The sequence below is a fragment of the Pseudoalteromonas denitrificans DSM 6059 genome, assembly GCF_900112265.1.
GTDB lineage: Bacteria > Pseudomonadota > Gammaproteobacteria > Enterobacterales > Alteromonadaceae > Pseudoalteromonas > Pseudoalteromonas denitrificans.
In genome coordinates this window covers 81,030-100,060 of record NZ_FOLO01000018.1, presented here as the reverse complement: position 1 = coordinate 100,060, position 19,031 = coordinate 81,030, and the positions used below count along the sequence as shown (strand labels likewise).

The following is a 19,031-nucleotide window of genomic DNA, read 5'->3' as shown; positions in this document are numbered from 1 at the left end:
CAGGCTCTATTATTAATAGCTTTAATTGCTCAGTACACATTGTATCTTATTGGAAAGGCAGCAGAAATATTAAAATATCATTACCACTTCCAAGCAAACACAATAAAGAAAAGACGAGTATTATCTTATTGTTATTTGGGAAAAAGAATTCTGGTACATAAAAATTATCATATACCAGAATGTATCATTAAAAAGGCTCAAAGAAGCCTCATAAATGAGATTAAATAAAATGGAAAAGATATGGGGAGCCCTAAGGCTAAAGCCTCACCTACATAAATATGGTTAAATTTTTTTGTAGATTGGCCTTAGGCTAATGATTTGATTAAAGTTATAAAATTGTTGGCTAGTAGTTATGTGCTCTTGTATTGCTCGTTACTCCGTAAGGCTAAAGTCTCACCTACATAAATATGTAGGGTGAGCTTTAGAAAATAGTTATCAAAATTAATAAAACGCTTAATTAAATACCTTCTACCATCAAGCGTGTATCAGGTAAGTTTGCTAAATGCGCTATTTCTAAATCAGGGCGGGCAATTCGACTTACAACATTTAATGCTGCTGCAATTGCACCTTCTTGCCATCCCGGTAATGACGATATTTGATCTCCAACAATGAAAAAACAGGCATCACTTATTGAGCCATCGTTATTATAAACACCTGTTCCTTGTGCTATCACGTTGAATTGTTTTGTTGCGAAATTAGCGTCACCTACTGCTTGCCAATAAGCCCATCCGCCTTTTATGTAAGGCATGTTTTGCCATGCGATAGCCAAACCATCACCTAAGCCAAGCGCAAATTTTTCATTGAATTTACTGGCATCTGATCGTGCTTTTTCTAATCTTTCACTTACAGGTAACTTGCCCCATTCATGAGCGATTTTATCAAAATTATAAGCGCCTGTGAGCACTCCTTTTTGATCTTGATAAGCACTAGAGGGGTACCAAATTTGTTGTATTTCATTATCTGTCCAAGAAATTCCACCAAAAATAGGTACTACACCGACTTCAGAATCTTCAATACCAGAGACATGGGCCGACAATTCTACTTTATGTGTTGTACATACTTGGCTACCTTGCCATAAATATCTATCTGCTTGCCAACCAACTTTTGAAGTCGATGCTAAAAATTTAGGCGTATATCCATCTTCACTCGCTTGGAATCCAGGTGCGTTAGTTGGATCAAATTGTGCGACATATACGGCATCCAGGGCATTTTTGAATTTATTTTCGAACCCTGATTGAGTCGATTTTTTTTGAAGTTTATCTGACAATATTTTACTTAAGAATGGCATTGCTAAATTACAGATACAATAATCAGCCTCGTACTCTATTAAGTCTTCGGTACCTACTTGGCTAACATATATTTTAAATTTTTTGTTTGCTTCATCCCAGTCTATGGTTTTTACTGGGCTGTTTAAATGAATATCTCCACCTAATGCTGCAACTTGTTGAGAAAAAGCATGTTGCACCTGATCCATGCCTCCAACGGGTTGAAATAATGTCGGTTGCCATAGAAAATCAACGGGTTGATAGAATTTAGTGCCTTCCCAAAACTTAGACTCTAATAAGCTATCAAAACTTAAAGCTTCAGCAACTTTGCCTGTTGCAACACCTGGTAATACTGTATAACCAGCCCTAGTTTTACCATTTTCAAATCCTTCAGTGCCAGCACTTACTTGATAGTTTCCTTCGCTGTCTAGTTCTCCAAAACTTATCATTAAACTACGTAACGCGTTTATGCGTTCAGTCATTACTTTTTTATCGATACAAAAACTTGGGTTATCTAGTAATTCCTCTGCATTACTAAATACCATTTGAGCTAACCAGCCACGGGTATTGTGATCTAAACGGCGATATGTAACGGCATTGCCACCAAAGCTTTCATTTTTCTGAACTAAGTTTGATTCACTGTTCATCATATATACTTCTATTTCTACAGAGAACTTTTTCAAATATGATAACAAACGTTTATGGCTACTTGGAATTCTTCCAGGTCCTGCATTTAAATAGGGTTGGCTGTCACCAGATGGGCGTTTAAAACGTACAACCTGAGGCTTAGAAGGTTTAGAATTGAATAAATTACTATTTATATCTTCTGTTAATGTATCACCTGTTCTTAAGCTTAAGCAACGACCACCGGTGCGATTTTGAGCTTCTAATATGGTGACTTGTGCACCGGATTGTTGCTCTAATATTTCATAGGCTGTAGTAAGGCCTCCCACACCAGAGCCTATGATGACAACTTTTTTATCTTCAAGTTGGCCCTGTTTCAATTTTATTGCGCCATCAGTAATTGTTTGTTGCTGTAGAGTTGCATTTGCTAATGCTGCAAAAGCACTTGCTTTAGGGTTTTTATTCAGAAAATCGGACCGACTTTTGTAATGAGACATGTGGATTTACCTTATTGTATTAAAAGTTACATTCCTTTATCGGTACAAATGTAGTTCATTTTTACTTAAAGTAAATTAATTGGTAAATAATCACAGTGTGTAATGGTGCTCTTTTAACTTGCCTATATAAATGTATCTTTGATGTTTTATACAGAAATTGTTAACTTAAAGTGTGATTTAACGATAAGGATATTCTGATGAAACATTATTACTTTTTATTAATTGTTATGATTTTAACGGGGTGTAATAAAAAGTCTCAGCCTCAAGCCAGCAATACTGAAAAAGTTGATACAAATGATTTTTCATTAAGCATGTGCATCAGTAGTGCGAAAAGAAAAGTGAATGGAGATGCAAGTAAAGTAATACGTTTAGTATGTCAAACAGGTGGTGTTAAAACACTTAAAGGCATATCTGAGTTGGTTAATCTTGAGCAGTTATATTTGCAGAATAATAAAATAAATACCTTAATTGACTTAGGTAAAATGCCATCCTTAAAAATTATTTCGCTTGCTGGTAATCATGAATTAACCTCTTTGGCGGGATTAGAAGGTGCGATTAATTTAGAAGAGTTACAAGCGACTAAAAGCAAAAATTTAAAAAATATATCAGCCATAAAAGGATTAACAAAATTAAAAACAATTGCAATTATGATGGCAGATATTAGCGATATATCAGCTTTGAAAAATTTAAATGAGCTTGAAGAAGTCAATTTTAATTATAATAAGGTTCAAAATATTTCATCTTTAAGTAACAAGCCCAAACTCACATCTTTACATCTTTATAATAACCAAATAGATTCACTTGAACCTCTAGTAAATAATAAAAAAATGAAACTTGTAGGAATAGGAACTAAAAATATGGCGCACTGCGAAGTACTGATTGAGCTTGATAAAACATTAGCCAATGATGCCAGAATTTTTGGCCCTAAAGAGTGTGGCGTTAACCCTGAATAGTTTTGTGTTTGTAGATTGATCTTTAGGTTAATGATTTTACTTTAATGTTTTATGAACAAATGTATGGTTACCGGAAATTTAACTTAGGGTTATGAATTCATAACACTTAATTCGAATTAAAATATCACTAATTTATTATTGGTTTTTACTGAAATCTTATAATTAGCAAAGTCAGATAATTTTTTAATAATACTCAGCCCCTAGACCGTGATGTCCCGTATGAGGTCTTGCTTTATCTATCTGATAAAAAGGTTATTTAGTTCTGAATCATTCAGCATACTAACTTCCTCATTTATGATACTGATATTAATGTGAAACAAGCCAATTGCGAGAGGGCAATTTTTATAAACCTATTGTAATTTATAGAATAAACAATATTAGTTTCCATTTAATAAAACTAATTAACATGTGAAGTCTTGTTCTATCCATGTACTTTATATGAACTATAATTTTGATTAGTGATATAAATATCACTCTCAACGCTTGGATATAAGACAAAATTTGTAAAAGTAGCAGAGTATTTCTTTAACAAAGAGGCAAAATGAACAAGTATATTATTTTCTTTTTGATTATAAATTTTTCATGGCTAAATTGTAGCTTTGCTACGCCTCTCACAATGGCACATACACAGAGGCCCCCTTATCACTACAAAGAAGGTGAGCAATCGATTCCAAAAGGAATCATGGCTGATATTGTGTTAAAGGTCTTATATGACGCTGGGATTGAGGTAGAGTTTCAAGTGATGTCTGCAAATCGAATTATGTTAGAAACTAAAAGAAAATCCTCATTTTGTTCATTCACCTGGTTTAAAAATTCTGAACGTTCTAAGTTTGCAAAATTTACCGAGGCGCTTTGGCAGGATCAACCTTTTGTGGTTGTTACCAGTAGAGAGAAAATAGAACTTTTCGAGCAACATAGAACATTAGCTGAAGTGTTCATGAGGATGAACTTGTCGTTCGGAACAAGAGATAAAATGTCCTATGGTACATATATTGATGAATTATTAAGTCATCCAGATGTTAAGTTAAATATAATCAAAGTTGTCAATACACAAAAAAATACGGCAAGGATGTTAAAGAGTCGAAGAGTCGAAGATTCGATTTTATGATTCTTTCTCCTGAAGAGATTGAAGAAATATTTAAAATTGCCGGAATCGAGTCATCAAATTACGTTTCAATACAATTTGATGACATTCCTAAAGGTAATAAAAGGCGAATTATGTGTAGTAAAGGAGTGAGCGATAGCTTGATAAAAAGCATGAATAATTCAATCCGAAAATTTATTCCTTCTGCTATTCTTTATTAAATGGTAAAGGTACAATTCAGCCCAAATTAGAGTTCAAGGTTTTCGAAAAGAGAGAAAGAGGTCACATCACTTTCTTCATACATATTAAAAAATAATTATAGATAAATATCATGTTGACATTTAGTTGAAAATACAAAAAAGGTCATCGTGTGCTGTAATGCCAGTCAGTTAAGCTGATTGGCATTTTTGTTTTTATTCGCAGTACAACACTAAGGGTTATGGTTAATTCATTTTCAAAAAACATAAAAAATCCGGTACCATTCAATGACATCGTATTCTGAATGATTAAAAAGCTCGGTAAAATTTCTTAACTGAGCAGCATTATATAGTGCGTGGCCTTTTTCTATATATTTGGCCCTTAGATTGATTTGAATAAATATGAATTTAAGTATTGAGCGGTGAGTTGTTCTTACTTAATTCAGTCTGATATTAATAATATAATACTTTGCTTATTATAGAGTATTGCCCATATTATTCTTAATAATATGGGCAATACTAGCCAGTGGTTAGGCTGTAATACCGGTTACATAGGCAAACTAGTGAAGCCTCATTGAGTGGTGACACCAGTTATATTATGTGATTCTTGTGTGAAAAAGTAATATTAGGGTGTTTCAGTGTTTACAAGTCGAAGTTTGAAATGATTAAAATTCTGAGGCCGTCAATGAAAATATACTCTAACTTTGCAATAACTATTTTTGCCAGCCGCGGCATAATCAAATGGTCTCAATATGAAAGGGGTAGAAAAAAGAATAACAAAACCAAAATGAAAAGCTTCAAGTTTGAAAATAACATTTGTAACACCCTCTAAAAAAAATTAAACAAAGCAGTAAAAAGAAGTGATAAATAATGAATTGGTTGCTACTACATTGAAAATGTGTTGTTTTATAATTTTGTATCGCAAACATGCTTTAAACCATCTAATCAAAGAGGTTTAGTGAAAAATTTGATACTTAAGAAGCGCTGAAAGAATACTATGCGTTTACTTAAGATTTTAATAGCCCGTATATTCAAACGCATAAGTTGTAAATTAAATACAAGCATATATTTAAAAATTATTGCAATTAAAACAAAGCCGATCAATTATTGTAATAGGATAATAATGAGTCTTTTTTATGCATTTTATTTTTAATAATATAAAACATTATTATGTGTGTTTTTTATTGTTAGTACTCCCTTTGTTTGCCCATACAAAGACATTTGATGTTCTACTTTATAACGATGGTAACCCTCCATATAGTATGTTCAATAGTGGGCAAAAATCAGGCATATTCATTGATATTTTCAAAAGATTAAGTGAGTTAACTGGTCATAAATTTAATTTTAGGCAGTTACCTGTTGCACGTGGTTTAAGAGAATTTGATATGGGTAATATAGATATAGAGCCTGGAATAAATATTAGTTGGCGAAAAAGTAGGGCCGAGGTTGGGTTATATACCATAGCTTATGCATCATCAACGGAAGTTTTATTTGGAAAAAAAATAAAAAAAATCGGCTCAGCAACTGATATTTATCACAGCATGGTTGGTATTGTTAGAGGTTACAAATATGCTGTTTTAGAAAATCACTTTAGTAAAGATAAAATAATAAAAATTGAAAATCGCTCAGAGAAAGAATTATTAAAACAACTGGTTAGAAATCATATCGATTATGTTTGCATAGGATATATCACTGCAAAATACTACCAATTACAAAACCCGCAATATCGCATTTTTGAAAATGTATTTGAACTAGGAAATGCTGATGTTTCTATGCGATTACATCCTAAAAATGAAAAGTACCTTAGTGAATTTAATAAAGCTTTGGCGTTCATGATAAAAAATAAAGAAATTGACGCTATCTATCAAAAGTATACTTTTTCAAAGTTAAAATAAACTTATAAACTAGTTGGAAATTTTGATTGTATTATCTTAATTCATGACCCAGGCATCTTCTTTTAATAACTCGGATTTATTATCAATTATTTGATTAATCATATCTCTTAACCAAGCTAGTCCTAAATCTTGATTATTTCTATTATGCCAGGCCATTGAAATTTCAGCTGGCGCTAAATTAAAGGGTAATATTTTGGCAATTAATGTACCGGATTTAATATCATTAGAAACAATAGAATAAGGCAAAACAGAAATTAAATTACTGTACTTTAGTAAATAAGTCGCATTTGCAAAACTATTCACTGTCATAGCAATACGGCGTTTTAATTTGAGCTCATTGAGTTTTATATCAACAGCACCAGATGCATTGCCTGATAATGAAACCAATACATGTTCAGCTTGAACGAATTGTGCTAAAGAAAGGGTTTCATTGGCTAATGGATGATTTGCAGACATAACCGCAACAAAATAGTTATTACATAAAAATTGGCGCTGGATTGGTTCTCCTAAATTTGGTACATAATCAGCCACTAAATCAACGTGTGCATTTTGCAATAATGATTGTGCATTCATAGTATAAGGCACTGCATGTATATCTATATTTGGCGCTTGGCGTTCAATGATTTTCCTAATATCTAGCCATAATAATGTTGCCATACCATCTGTTAATGCAATTCTAAAGCATCGGTTAGCTGTTTCAGGTATAAACTTGTCAGGATTCACTGCTTGTGAAATGGTATGTAGTGACGATGAAATATGCAGCCATAATTGCTCTGCATAAGGCGTTGCTTTTATACCTCGTCCTGATTTTACAAATAAAGGATCGCGCCAAGCATAACGCATCCTAGAAACGGCATTTGATACAGATGGTTGTGTCATAGCTAAACGTTCAGCAGCGATACTTATGGATTGTTCTTGCATTATAGCGTCAAAAATTACCACTAAATTTAAATCAGGTTTGTTCATATTTAACTCATCATATAAATCAATGTATAGTATATTAACTATCAATTATTCAATATCAATATTTTTTAGCATACTGGTTTCATCAAAAAAAAATACCAAATTTAATACGAGGATTAATATAATGAAAGCAGCATATATAAAACAATACGGCGCAGTAGATAATTTAGTTGTTGGTCAATTAAGTAAGCCTAGTATTTCTGAAACACAAGTACTGATAAAAGTAGTTGCAGCGGGAGTTAATCCTGTAGATTTTCATATCAGAAATGGTATGTTGCAAGACACTGGAACACATAAATTACCACTTGTAATTGGCTGGGATGCATCAGGCATAATTGAAGAAATAGGCTCTCAAGTTACTGATTTAAGCATAGGCGATGAAGTATATGTTTATACACCTTTGACAGAGCAAGGAACGCAAGCCGAATATGTCGCAGTCAATGCAAATATTGTTGCCCATAAACCTAATGCATTAACATATATTCAAAGTGCAGCAGTTCCTCTTGCGGCATTAACTGCTTTACAAGCTTTAACTGATGAAGGGCAAGTTAAAGCGGGTAATAAAGTGTTGATACATAATGGTGCGGGTGGAGTAGGGAGTTTTGCGATTCAAATTGCTAAACACTTAGGTGCTTATGTAATTGCAACTGGTTCAGAGGCAAAAAAAGACTTTATTATGCAACTTGGCGCTGATGAATTTATTGATTATAAACAAGATAACTTTGAACAAAAGGTATCAAATGTTGACTTAGTTTTTGCTGCCGTAGGCGGCAATAATATTGTTGAACGTTCGCTTGATATTATTAAAGAAAACGGACGGTTAATATCAGTTTTAGATGAAATTTCAGTTGAAAAATATGAGAATAAAAATATTCATTTTAATCGCATGCTCGTTAATCCATCTCGTGAAGGGTTACGTAAATTAACAGATTTAATTGAAAATAAAGAAATCAAAATTACGATAGATTCAGTATTTAGCTTAGATGAAGCAAAGCAAGCAATGGTTCGCAGTGAAAGTGCAAGAGCAACTGGAAAGATAGTCATCGAAGTAATAGACGAGAACTTATTATAAGTATTGAGTTTTAGATATTTACAATAAACTCATTAATTAAAACAAGACTCATATGTCACTAAAAAAGTATCTATGAGTCTTAATTAAATATGGCATGTTTTTAATAAAACACATTAGTACTTTATATTTGAATTCACTGCGTTAAGTTTTGTTTTTAAGTAAGTTTATAATTTCCTGAGCAACTAAAACCGATGATAAATGATTTTGTCCTGTTATTATTCGGCCATCCACTTCAACATGAGGTTCACCTTTGGCTGATGTTTTAAAAATGCCTTTTCTATCTTCAATGGTTCTTTGAATTAAAAATGGAAATTGTTTGAAGTATTCTGCATTTTGGTTTTCATAAGCTTCGGGGTAACCACTTATCTGTTTATTATTAACTAAATACTGACCATCTTTGGTTTTCAAATTAACGATACCCGCAGTGCCATGGCAGACGGAAGAAATGATGCCATGATGTTTTTCATAAATATCCATAGCGATTTTTTGAATTTGAACATTTTCAGGCACACCATAAATTGCACTACTACCACCTATGTAATGTATCGCTTTATAATTTTTAGATATTATTTCAGTAGGCTGTTTAGTATGTTTAATAGCATACATAAAATCACTATTATATAGGTATTGTTTATGTAAAGTGTTAGACGTATTAATATAAGCAAGTGTTATAGCACCACCTTGGGGGCTTACAAAGTCAACTATATAGCCGGCTTTAACAAATGTATCGTAGGCTTTAATGATTTCTGAAAAACTGCTGCCAGCAGGTTTTGTTGAAGTACCATGAAATTGGGCGTTGGAGACAACAAATAAAATACGCTCACCTGTTGCATTTGATTTTTTACTTGCAGCTGTTTTACTTATTATTTTCCACTTACTCGCAATTTTACGTAATAAAAACAAATCCGTATATATGAGTTCATATTCAGGAATAGTGATATTTACTTTTGCTGTTGCGACATCATCCTCTATTTGAATATTCGTTATATGACCGTATCGACCATTAAAGGTGTCTTTATTTTTGTTATACCAATTTGCATATTCGGTAGAAGGTACAATCCAGAGATCTTTATCTTGTTTTCTAGGTGATAAAAATAAGTTTGATTTAGGGTGAAATGCATGTTTGATTTGTTCTGTACGATTATATGAAGTACCTTCGATATAGTTATTTAATGTATGTTTAATTAAATAATGATCTGACTGTGCAAATAATGAATTGTTCATTAAAAAAAACATAATTAAAACTAGTAAATTAATCTTCATAGCTGACCTCTTTTATTAATAGAAAGGCCAGCATAAAAATATACTTTAAAGAATGCTTTAATGAATGATAATTCCGTTCTCCTAAATTATAAAACAGGAATCATTATATTTTACTATCTCTATATTTTGCGGGCGTTGTATGGGATATTTTCTTAAATGCAGTATAAAAAGTAGATTGAGAGTTAAAACCACTTTGCTGTGCTATATCGTCCATTTTCATTGCTTTTTCACCCGTTAACAACTGCTTTGCAGCTTGGATCCTAAATTCATTAACATAAAATGAGAATGATTTTTTTAGGTTGTCATTTAATAATTGAGACAAATGCTGTGTACTGATAGTTAATTTTTTAGCAAGTATTGGCAAGGTTAAATTAGCATCTTTATAAAGCTGTTGTTCAGTCATAATATAATTTAACTGGCTGATTAAAGGCTGTGCATTAGGTTCAATTATTTTTTTATCAAGATATTTTATTGGCAATTTTTGTACGTTTTTTTGATGTTTAAAAAAAGCAATAAGTGCCATTATATAAAAAATAAAAGAGAATGAAATCGCACCAAGTATGTAAGAGGTATAGGCTGATGTATAAAAAGCAAACCAAATAGCAAAGTTACCAGCAAATATGCTTAATTGCCAAATAGTTTCTTCATCGGTTTTAAGTTTTAATTGCATTACATTTTTAAATTTAGGTGCTAAAACAAAGCTTGATAAAACAATATAAAAGAGCCAAACGTAATTGATAATTTTATAGAGAACGTTTCCCCATAACTGGCTATTGTTTTGGTATGGGTATATTAGACCTAATATAAGAGTTATTAATATTAGGCCACCAAGATGAATTGGCCATTTGATTAGTTGCTCTTTTAATTGGTCTGTTTTACTTAGGCAATAAAAATATAATAAGGGGCCAATTAAAAAACATGCAGATAAGCCTATTTGTAATATTGTTTTTGTGATCTCTGAATTAAAATAATAGAGGACTGATTTTAAAACACGAATACTGATCATTAAGACCATTGCACCTAAAAATTTATTAGACAGATCCTTTGGTTTTGAAATAAAAAAATATATGGCAATAAACAATCCATTAAATGCACCAAAAGCACTTAATAGCAATAGAATTTGACTATCTAAAGGCATTATAAAAATATCAATCCTAATAAGTAATACATGTGATAATAACGTTTAATTTGAAATAGAGAAATGTAATTTTACTTTGTCCATAAGTAAAATAAAAAACACAGCATAAACTGTGTTTTAAATATTAACTTTGTTTTTTAATCCACATTTTAAGTGATATTATATTGGTACTACTTTTAATGATACTAATACCCACTAAATAGTGTTTATCATTTTTAGTTGTTGTCCAATGTCCACCTGCTGTTGTTGCTCCTAACCAATTTGAATCATTTGACCAACCTTGTTGCATTAATTGTGGTACAAAATGTTGATAAATATCTCCAATAGACATTTTGCTTGAAATACTTGTATGTGTTGTTCGCTCTCCTCGGCCACTTGAGCTTCCTGAAAGCCCCATGAGTGCTTGGTTGTGTGTCATCTCATTATCATGTGTAATATTTTGATCCGGTAGTTCAAGTTCTGGCATAGGAAGTTGTTCTTTTGTCATCAAAAATGGGTTTTGATTTACATCTGGTAAATTGCATCTCATGCTATGCTTTTGATGTGGTGAGTACGACAATTTAGCAAAACTACCTGACTTAAGTTCACTAATCGTAAGCGTAATATTACCAAACTTTTCATGACAGTACGGCAGTAGTGATTTATAAATGTTTTTTTCATTTTTAACTCTAAAACCATTATTAAAATTCCCTGGGTAATTATGGGGAACACGCCAGTTATTTGCGTTTAATTGTTGTTTTATTTTCTCTCCAAGTACTGTTTTACTTAAGCGTGTTATATAAAAATTAGTTTCAGATTTATGGCCAAATGAACTGGCTGTGCTACTACCATATAAGGTTATTTTTTTGTCAAAATTCAGTTCCGGAAACTTTTTATTTGCAGTGCCAAGTTGTAGATGTGTTTTGCCTGTATGGCTAAGCAAGGCTTCTACTATCTCAATTGGAATTTTCTCTTGTGTGGCAAAGGTTAACGAAGGGGTTAGTATTAATAATAAAAAGGGTAGAACGCGTTTCTTATTGAATTGATTCATAGCTATCCATAGTTTATGTGCATTAAATTTAATATAGAACAAAAATCTGTCAATGAAATATGCAAAGACCATAAATAAGGGAACTTTTGAAAAGCCCCTCATATTCATTTTTTCAGGCTCAATGAATTATATCAGAGCGAGTCGCAATGAGACCACTTGTGTTTACATTGACCTGATAGGGTGTTGCATAAATGTCATAAGCTTTAAAAATAATATTATCTATATCAAAAATAAGAGGAAGGTTAAGCGCAAATTTTTTAGCAAAGGTCTTTGCTATATTTTGATCCACATAAAATGAACTTATCACTCCAATCCAGTTTCTAGAATGATCACTTTTAACTAATTTATTTACCTTAGCCAGTTTTTCTTCGCATAAAGGGTAATGTGGCATAGGGCAAAGTGAGTCCATAAATATAATACTGATGGGTTTATTATTTTTTAGTGATTTCATCAATGAAACAGTGCCTCCATTTAGTGTTTTTTGAGAAAAAACAGGAGCCAAATCGCCTATCAAAGGTTTAATTGGGCCCTTTGATGATAATTTAATTGAGGTGTTTTCTGATTTTATATACTCTTCCATTTTTTCTTTTTTAGATAATAACTTATCACTATTTTTATAATCATTATGCTTAGTTTCAGGTTCATAAAGCTTTCCAACATATTTTTGTAACGATTGCCCATCTCCTGAAAAAATCACATCATCCTCTTTTAATAAAACATGATAGGGAGACTGCCATACATTGAATGCACGCATTATTTTGGAACCTTTATCTAATATTAATGGTGAAGCATTTGGAAAAAATTGTTGGAACTGTGATAATTGTGTCTCAGTTACATTAAACTCTCCCTGAAGCCATATTTTTTGGCTTGTTTGTAAAAAACTCTTAGGTAATTTGTCTAACATAGCCTCATCACCTGCGCCGTTATAACTACGCCAAATATCAATAAAAACCAAATGCGTTACTTTAGATTTATCTAATATAACATTCGAAGGTAATTCACTTTTAAGTTGCACTATTACTTTACTAGGTGTCGCTAAAACTATGGTAGGCAAGCTTGTTAAAATAAGTAGTAATATTGAAATTAATTTCATTTTTGTATCCCCACCTTTGAGTTAGTCGCAGTGTTTTGTTTTAAAGAATGATCCGACCAGTCTTTAATTTGATTATCTAAATGATCGGTAGATAAAAATGTGCGATAAGCAATTTTGCCATTAGTGTCTATTAATATGTGATGGGGTGTACCTACTACACCAAAACTGTTGGTGAGTTGTCCTTTTTTATCAAAAACGGTAGGCAGTGCATAATTATTTTTATCGTAGAGTTTTTTTATATTATTTATTGAATCATTCATGCCAATATTTATTGCAACAACCTGAATATCTTCACCAAATTCATTATATATGCTTTGTAGATGCGCAAATTCATATTTACAATAACTACACCATGTAGCCCAAAATTTAAGATAAATAGGCTTTTTTCCTTTTAATTCACTTAATGAAATAGACTCCCCTGAAAGTGTTGTTACATTAAAGTCGGGTGCAATATCACCAATTTTTAATGTTTTTGCATTTATGTTGATTGAAAAAAATGTTAGTGAGATAGCAGCAAGACTGCTATAAATTTTAACTTTGGTTTTCATGTTATTTCCATATTAAAGTAAATTGTTTTAAGAAACGGCTGTAAAAATCAAATAAATACTTGCGCCAAACATAGACAGAGCCATTAACCATTTAGTGATGTTCAACCAATTACCTGAGCGGGGTAATGAAGTTAAAAACCCACTAAAACAGCCTGCAATTATAAGCAATGCACTCATGCCAAATGCAAAAGTAAACATTAATAAAGCAGCCCAAATTTGGCTTCCTTCACCAGCGACATACATCAAAAGCATTCCCAAAACTGGAGAAGTACAAGGTGCCATGATTAAGCCTGACAACCCTCCGGTGATGAAAATATTAATCGGAACGTACTGGGTTTTTATTTGATGAGATAAAGTGATATTAGGTAATTTTAACCAGCCTAAAATCCACATCGCCATTAATGAACAGAATGCGGCAACTAAACTTAGCGTGATAGGGTGGCTAGCAATGGCACCAAATAACTGTCCGGTACTTGCTGCTAGCATACCCAAAGAGGCATAAACAAGCGCTAAACCTGATACATAAATAAGTGAATAACCAATGCTTTGAGATTTATTTTTTGCCTGACTGCCTATCACAGAAACTGTTATCGGTAGCATGGGATAGATACAAGGGGTTAAGCTGGTTAAAAGTCCTGTAGCAAATATTGCAGCTACAATAAACACTGATTCTTGTCCGTTTTGTAATGCGGACTGAATAATAAATTCCATTATTTATATCCATTTCATTTTTGGTATTTGAGTTATAACTAAAAAATTGAAATAGGTTATGAAATGGAAGTAAAATCTATATAAAATCTTTGTGATATTTTTATTTTATAAATAAAATCATGAGGATAGTTCTTTTGTTTGTGCTTAATAAAAATGTTTTTTGAAGTGCTTTATTGTAGAATATGCCGATAAATTAGTAATGAATATACAATAGAGAAGTATGCCATATTATCAATTTGCACAATTTTGTTTTGATGTTAATAAAGGAAGCCTCATTAATCATCAGCAAATTGGAACTGAACAAGAAATACAGCTAAGGCATAAAGTTGCCAATTTACTTGCATATTTAATTGAAAATAGAGATCGCATTGTAAGTAAAGAAGAGCTTCTAAATGAATTATGGCAACATGGTGACTATAGAGAAAACTCTCTAATACAAAGTATTAGAGAGTTACGCTTAGCATTAGGAGATAAAGCAAAAGATGCTACTTTTGTAAAAACCTATCCACAACGGGGTTATCAATGGATTTGCGAAATAGAAGATACAGATAATAAACCTGAACATATTCAAGCTGATTATGAAACACAAAAAATAGCAGTTACAGATCCTGATAAAAAATATAAAGCACCATTAATGAATTATTATTTTATTATTTTATTTGTGTTGATGTTTATAGCGCTTTCATATTGGTTTATTTTTAACAAAACTGACTATTTTCAACAAACTGAATCGAAGCAATACAGAGCAATAGAATCGGTTTTAGTATTGCCATTTATAAATGATACTGAGCAGTCTAATATGGCGTGGTTAGAACTTGGTCTTGCAGATATGCTCGCAATTGATATTCAAAGACACATTCAGCTGAAAGTCACGCCACCTGCGATTGCAAACGCGCTTATGCTTGATGCGCAAATGCAATGGCCAAGTTTGCCCGTACATATCCGAAGCCTGTTAAAAGAACATCAAATACACGTGGCCTTATTTGCAAGTGTTAGATTACATAATAAACAACAAGTACTCGATTTTCAGTTGATTTACGCAGATGGTAAAACAAAGCAGGGTAGTATCAGTTATCCTTCTTTACCCAGTGCCGCGCAATCTATTACACAACAACTTCTATATTTATTATTGCCAGACGAAAAAAATAGGCTTCCTATTAAGGATGAAAATCCAATAGCTGCTTTGGCTTTAGTTGAAGGGATGCAGGCTTTGCAAAAAGAAGGCCCGCTAAAAGCGCAAAAATATTTTAAAGCCTCTCTGACATTAAATGAAACGAGCCACTGGACTCGTGCTTATTTAGCTAGAAGCTTGTATTCACTGGGGGATTGGCAAAGGGCTGAATCGCTATTTGATGAAATCTCAAATGAAATACTCATCAAAGATCCCAGTTTAGATGCTTTTGTTCAATATTGGCGAGCTGAACTGGCTTTTCGACGTGGTGATAAAAATGTCAGTGAACGCATTGATATTGCGTTGAATAAAGCTGAAATAGCCGTAGATACACAACAAATGGCACTCAGTTATAGGTTAAAAGCTAAGATAGCATGGGATAAAATGCAGTGGTCTGAATATAAGATATGGTCAACAAAAGCAAAAAGGTTATTTGGTAATAAAAATGCGTTAAATATTGAAGCCCAAAAACAATTTTACTTAGGTAACCCGAGTAATATCGGGCTGGAGAAATCTCCTGATATCGATTTAAAGTTAAACCAAGTTAGATTACTCAAAGCACTCAATTTTTATCAGCAATTAGGTGATTTAAGCATGGTAGCTGCAAGCCAGTTAGCAATTGCACAAAACTACACATTTGAGCTTGAAATACGTGAAAAAGCGCTAAAGCAGGCTTTGTCTTTATATGAAAAATTAGAACATCCATATGAGCTAGCATTAACACTTGTTTATGCAGGTTTTTACCATATGCAGCTTCATGATGGCCTCACTGCAAGTCAGTATTTTTATAAGGCTAAAAACATAGCCGTTAAAATTGGCGCAAAGCCATTAATTATCAATATCGATTTTTATTTGGCATTTGCGAACTTAGATTTAGGGTTAGATCAAAGCACAATTGGTGGGCATGACAAAAATGAAGCTAAATTACTTGAATCGATAAAACAGTTTGAACATTTTATTGCTAAAAGCCCATCTGAGGTACTTAAAGCGAATGCCTTGGTTTTTTTAGGATGGGCAAATACAGATTTAGGTAATTTTGATATTGCACTTGAACAGTTAAAACAAGCAAAAAAATTAAATGTAAAATTGAAAATGCCAACAAGTTTTGGTTATAGCAGTTATTCAATTATGCGAATTCATTTAGAACGACAAGATTATGATTCGGTGACTAATATGTTGGATGATACAATTACAACAAGACTACAGGCAAACTTTTTAGCGCGCGCTTTTTATGAAAAGGGGCAAGTTCAGCAAGCTATAAATGTATTGAATGATTTTAAACATAAATTACCACAATTATGGCAACCAGATGATACACAGCGTTTAGGTTTATATGAAAATGCGATAACGGGTGATAAACCTATTTTATTACCAGAGCCAAAAGCACATTTAGTATATTGTGAGTCAGATTGGATACAATAAATGAGCATAGTTGAGGTGAAAATAAAGAAGTTTGAACAATTAAAATCATTAGACTCGTAAACTTTTTTAAAAAATATAGCCTGAAATCACTTTAATTTTTAAAGATAGATTTACAAATTAAATTTTTAAGCTGCAAAGTGATATGGTACCCCCATTTTGTGTACTAACCGTTGTAAATGAGCTAAAGGTTGTCTGAAACTCCTCTGAGTTTATAGTGCAGTATGGCACGGGATTAATTTGTTTTTTTGAAATTAACCTATGTGTTTGATAATGCACAAACCTGTAAATGAGGTTGTAAAATAATAAAACTTGGTAAAGAAGATATAAGGAAATGAATGAATAAAAAAGTGGCTATAATAACGGGAGCAAGTCGTGGTATTGGCGCTGCGACTGCCAAACTTTTTGCTAAAAATGGTTTTACTGTATGTATAAATTATAAATCTAACTTTAAAGCTGCAAATTTAGTGGCAGGTGAAATTAAAAGTGATGGTGGTAATTGTATTATCGTTCAGGCGGATGTTTCTAATGAAAATGATGTTATTAGATTATTTGAAACGGTAGATAAAAAACTGGGGGCTATTACTGTACTGGTTAATAATGCAGGTATTTTAAAAAAGCAGTCTCGTTTACAAGATATGACAGCACATAGAATAAATGAAATTTTAACAACTAATGTCACGAGTTATTTTTTATGTGCACGTGAGGCAGTTAAAAAAATGTCAACTAAACAACAAGGTTTAGGTGGTGTCATCGTGAATGTTTCATCGGGTGCTGCAAAGTCAGGTTCGCCTAATGAATATATCGATTATGCCGCCTCAAAAGGTGCGATTGATACATTAACACTGGGTTTATCACGAGAAGTAGCCGATGAAGGGATACGTGTTAATTGTGTACGTCCGGGATTAATTTATACTGATATGCATGCCGATGGCGGCGAATCTGAACGAGTTGAGAGACTTAAAAATATCATCCCAATGCAACGAGGTGGTAAGGCCTCTGAGGTTGCTGAAGCGATATTTTGGCTAGCGTCAGATAAAGCCTCTTTCTCTACTGGTAATTTTTTAGATTTAGCGGGTGGATTGTAGTTTTAAGCCCATTTTTTTAGTTTATTATAATTGCTTTTCTAAAACATAATTTTTTAGAACTTGGCCTCGCACATTGTTCTGATTTTCACGTGAAAGGGTAAAACAAAAATGTTCAAAAAAAGGTTTTGCTGTAATGCTCACATGGCTATACAGGTGTGATATCTTTTTGTCAGTTGCATCTTGTAAAATTTTGTTTATTAAAGTTTTTCCAATTCCCTTTCCTTGAAATTGTGTATGACAAAAAAAATGATCAATTAGACCATCATCTTGTAAGTCAGCATACCCTACAATTTGTTCATTAATGGTGGCAATATATGGATTCATTTTTTGCATACGTTGCTCCCATAAAGCATGGTCATATTGTTCAGGCGCCCAAGCTTCAACTTGTTGTTGTGTATAGTCTTTAATATTAATATTTCTGACGGTATTAAAAAAAATAGTGTGTAGTTTAACTGCATCACTTATTTTAAAAGCACGAATTTTAATCATAAATAAACCTAAAAGTTAGAAAGATATTTTATTGAAAAGGAATGTATGTGAAACCATTAAAACAAATCATAAGTCGTATTGCGCTTGTTGATGATAATTATGATGATGCAATTTAATTTTACACTAAAAAATTACAATTCACCTTAGTTGAGGATACAAATTTAGGTCAAGGTAAGCGTTGGGTATTAATTTTTCCTCCTAATAGTAACGGTACTAACTTATTATTGGCGTAAGCTGCATCGGGTGAACAAACAAAATCCGTAGGGTATCAAACCGGTGGGCGCGTTTTTTTATTTTTGCAAACAAATGACTTTTGGCGTGATTATGAAAAAATGATTTTAAATGGTGTTAAATTTAATGAAAAACCAAGAGAAGAGAGCTACGGTACAGTCGTTGTATTTGAAGATTTATATGGTAATAAATGGGACCTTTTAGAGTTAACACAGAGCGAACTTAAAACATTTTTGATGTCCAAGCTTAACCTATAACTACAAAAAAACCTATCAAATGATAGGCTTTTATTTTTAATTT

The 19,031-nt window shown here is 32.5% G+C and carries 15 protein-coding genes and 2 pseudogenes; 8 read left to right on the top strand and 9 right to left on the bottom strand.

Annotation, left to right across the window (positions count from 1 at the left end):
* Window positions 1–228 (top strand): annotated as a pseudogene (locus tag BM088_RS28110) (IS4 family transposase); the annotation flags it as partial.
* A 229-nt stretch (window positions 229–457) separates the two neighbouring features.
* On the opposite strand, the gene BM088_RS12885 reads toward BM088_RS28110, so the two are convergent.
* Entirely contained in the window at window positions 458–2,386 is a 1,929-nt protein-coding gene (locus BM088_RS12885) for a flavin monoamine oxidase family protein (RefSeq protein ID WP_091984458.1), read from the bottom strand.
* Window positions 2,387–2,583: 197 nt separating this feature from the next.
* On the opposite strand from BM088_RS12885, the gene BM088_RS12880 reads away from it, so the two are divergent.
* The 3 genes from BM088_RS12880 (at window position 2,584) to BM088_RS12865 (ending at window position 6,515) form a co-directional block, all read left to right on the top strand.
* Window positions 2,584–3,339: a leucine-rich repeat domain-containing protein gene (locus tag BM088_RS12880; protein WP_091984455.1), complete on the top strand. Its 756-nt coding sequence runs from the start codon at window positions 2,584–2,586 to the stop codon at window positions 3,337–3,339.
* A gap of 541 nt (window positions 3,340–3,880) precedes the next feature.
* Window positions 3,881–4,447, top strand: a complete 567-nt coding sequence (locus BM088_RS12875; RefSeq protein WP_091984453.1) for a transporter substrate-binding domain-containing protein — start codon at window positions 3,881–3,883, stop codon at window positions 4,445–4,447.
* A gap of 1,309 nt (window positions 4,448–5,756) precedes the next feature.
* The gene (locus tag BM088_RS12865) at window positions 5,757–6,515 is read left to right on the top strand and encodes a substrate-binding periplasmic protein (RefSeq protein WP_091984448.1); all 759 of its coding nucleotides are present in this window, start codon (window positions 5,757–5,759) and stop codon (window positions 6,513–6,515) included.
* Between the two features lie 36 nt (window positions 6,516–6,551).
* Here the strand turns inward: BM088_RS12865 and BM088_RS12860 are convergent, their stop codons facing one another.
* Complete coding sequence (locus tag BM088_RS12860; protein WP_091984445.1) at window positions 6,552–7,481, bottom strand: LysR family transcriptional regulator; 930 nt, start codon at window positions 7,479–7,481, stop codon at window positions 6,552–6,554.
* Between the two features lie 121 nt (window positions 7,482–7,602).
* On the opposite strand from BM088_RS12860, the gene BM088_RS12855 reads away from it, so the two are divergent.
* A complete protein-coding gene (locus tag BM088_RS12855) occupies window positions 7,603–8,550 on the top strand; it encodes an NADP-dependent oxidoreductase (protein ID WP_091984443.1) in 948 nt (315 codons plus the stop codon).
* Between the two features lie 141 nt (window positions 8,551–8,691).
* Here the strand turns inward: BM088_RS12855 and BM088_RS12850 are convergent, their stop codons facing one another.
* The 6 genes from BM088_RS12850 to BM088_RS12825 all read right to left on the bottom strand — a co-directional run bounded on the left by BM088_RS12850 (window position 8,692) and on the right by BM088_RS12825 (window position 14,333).
* On the bottom strand, window positions 8,692–9,774 hold the full coding sequence (locus BM088_RS12850; protein WP_218156518.1) for a nuclear transport factor 2 family protein: 1,083 nt from the start codon (window positions 9,772–9,774) through the stop codon (window positions 8,692–8,694).
* Between the two features lie 142 nt (window positions 9,775–9,916).
* Window positions 9,917–10,951, bottom strand: coding sequence for an AraC family transcriptional regulator (locus tag BM088_RS12845; RefSeq protein WP_091984438.1), 1,035 nt, complete (start codon window positions 10,949–10,951; stop codon window positions 9,917–9,919).
* 124 nt (window positions 10,952–11,075) lie between these two features.
* On the bottom strand, window positions 11,076–11,981 hold the full coding sequence (locus BM088_RS12840) for a hypothetical protein (RefSeq protein ID WP_143085073.1): 906 nt from the start codon (window positions 11,979–11,981) through the stop codon (window positions 11,076–11,078).
* 118 nt (window positions 11,982–12,099) lie between these two features.
* Window positions 12,100–13,074: a peroxiredoxin family protein gene (locus tag BM088_RS12835; protein WP_091984434.1), complete on the bottom strand. Its 975-nt coding sequence runs from the start codon at window positions 13,072–13,074 to the stop codon at window positions 12,100–12,102.
* Window positions 13,071–13,622: a TlpA family protein disulfide reductase gene (locus BM088_RS12830; RefSeq protein ID WP_091984432.1), complete on the bottom strand. Its 552-nt coding sequence runs from the start codon at window positions 13,620–13,622 to the stop codon at window positions 13,071–13,073. Before BM088_RS12830 ends, BM088_RS12835 begins: the two co-directional genes overlap by 4 nt.
* Before the next feature lie 27 nt (window positions 13,623–13,649).
* Window positions 13,650–14,333, bottom strand: a complete 684-nt coding sequence (locus tag BM088_RS12825; RefSeq protein WP_091984430.1) for a cytochrome c biogenesis protein CcdA — start codon at window positions 14,331–14,333, stop codon at window positions 13,650–13,652.
* Between the two features lie 220 nt (window positions 14,334–14,553).
* Here BM088_RS12825 and BM088_RS12820 point away from each other — a divergent pair, with 220 nt between their 5' ends.
* Together BM088_RS12820 and BM088_RS12815 are read left to right on the top strand one after the other, a co-directional pair.
* Window positions 14,554–16,926 (top strand): winged helix-turn-helix domain-containing protein, encoded by a 2,373-nt coding sequence (locus BM088_RS12820; protein ID WP_091984428.1) that lies wholly within the window; start codon window positions 14,554–14,556, stop codon window positions 16,924–16,926.
* A gap of 335 nt (window positions 16,927–17,261) precedes the next feature.
* A complete protein-coding gene (locus tag BM088_RS12815; protein WP_091984426.1) occupies window positions 17,262–18,011 on the top strand; it encodes an SDR family oxidoreductase in 750 nt (249 codons plus the stop codon).
* A gap of 24 nt (window positions 18,012–18,035) precedes the next feature.
* Here BM088_RS12815 and BM088_RS12810 read toward each other — a convergent pair whose 3' ends face one another.
* Complete coding sequence (locus BM088_RS12810) at window positions 18,036–18,500, bottom strand: GNAT family N-acetyltransferase (protein ID WP_091984423.1); 465 nt, start codon at window positions 18,498–18,500, stop codon at window positions 18,036–18,038.
* 41 nt (window positions 18,501–18,541) lie between these two features.
* On the opposite strand from BM088_RS12810, the pseudogene BM088_RS12805 reads away from it, so the two are divergent.
* Window positions 18,542–18,988 (top strand): annotated as a pseudogene (locus tag BM088_RS12805) (VOC family protein).
* Window positions 18,989–19,031 lie beyond the last annotated feature (43 nt).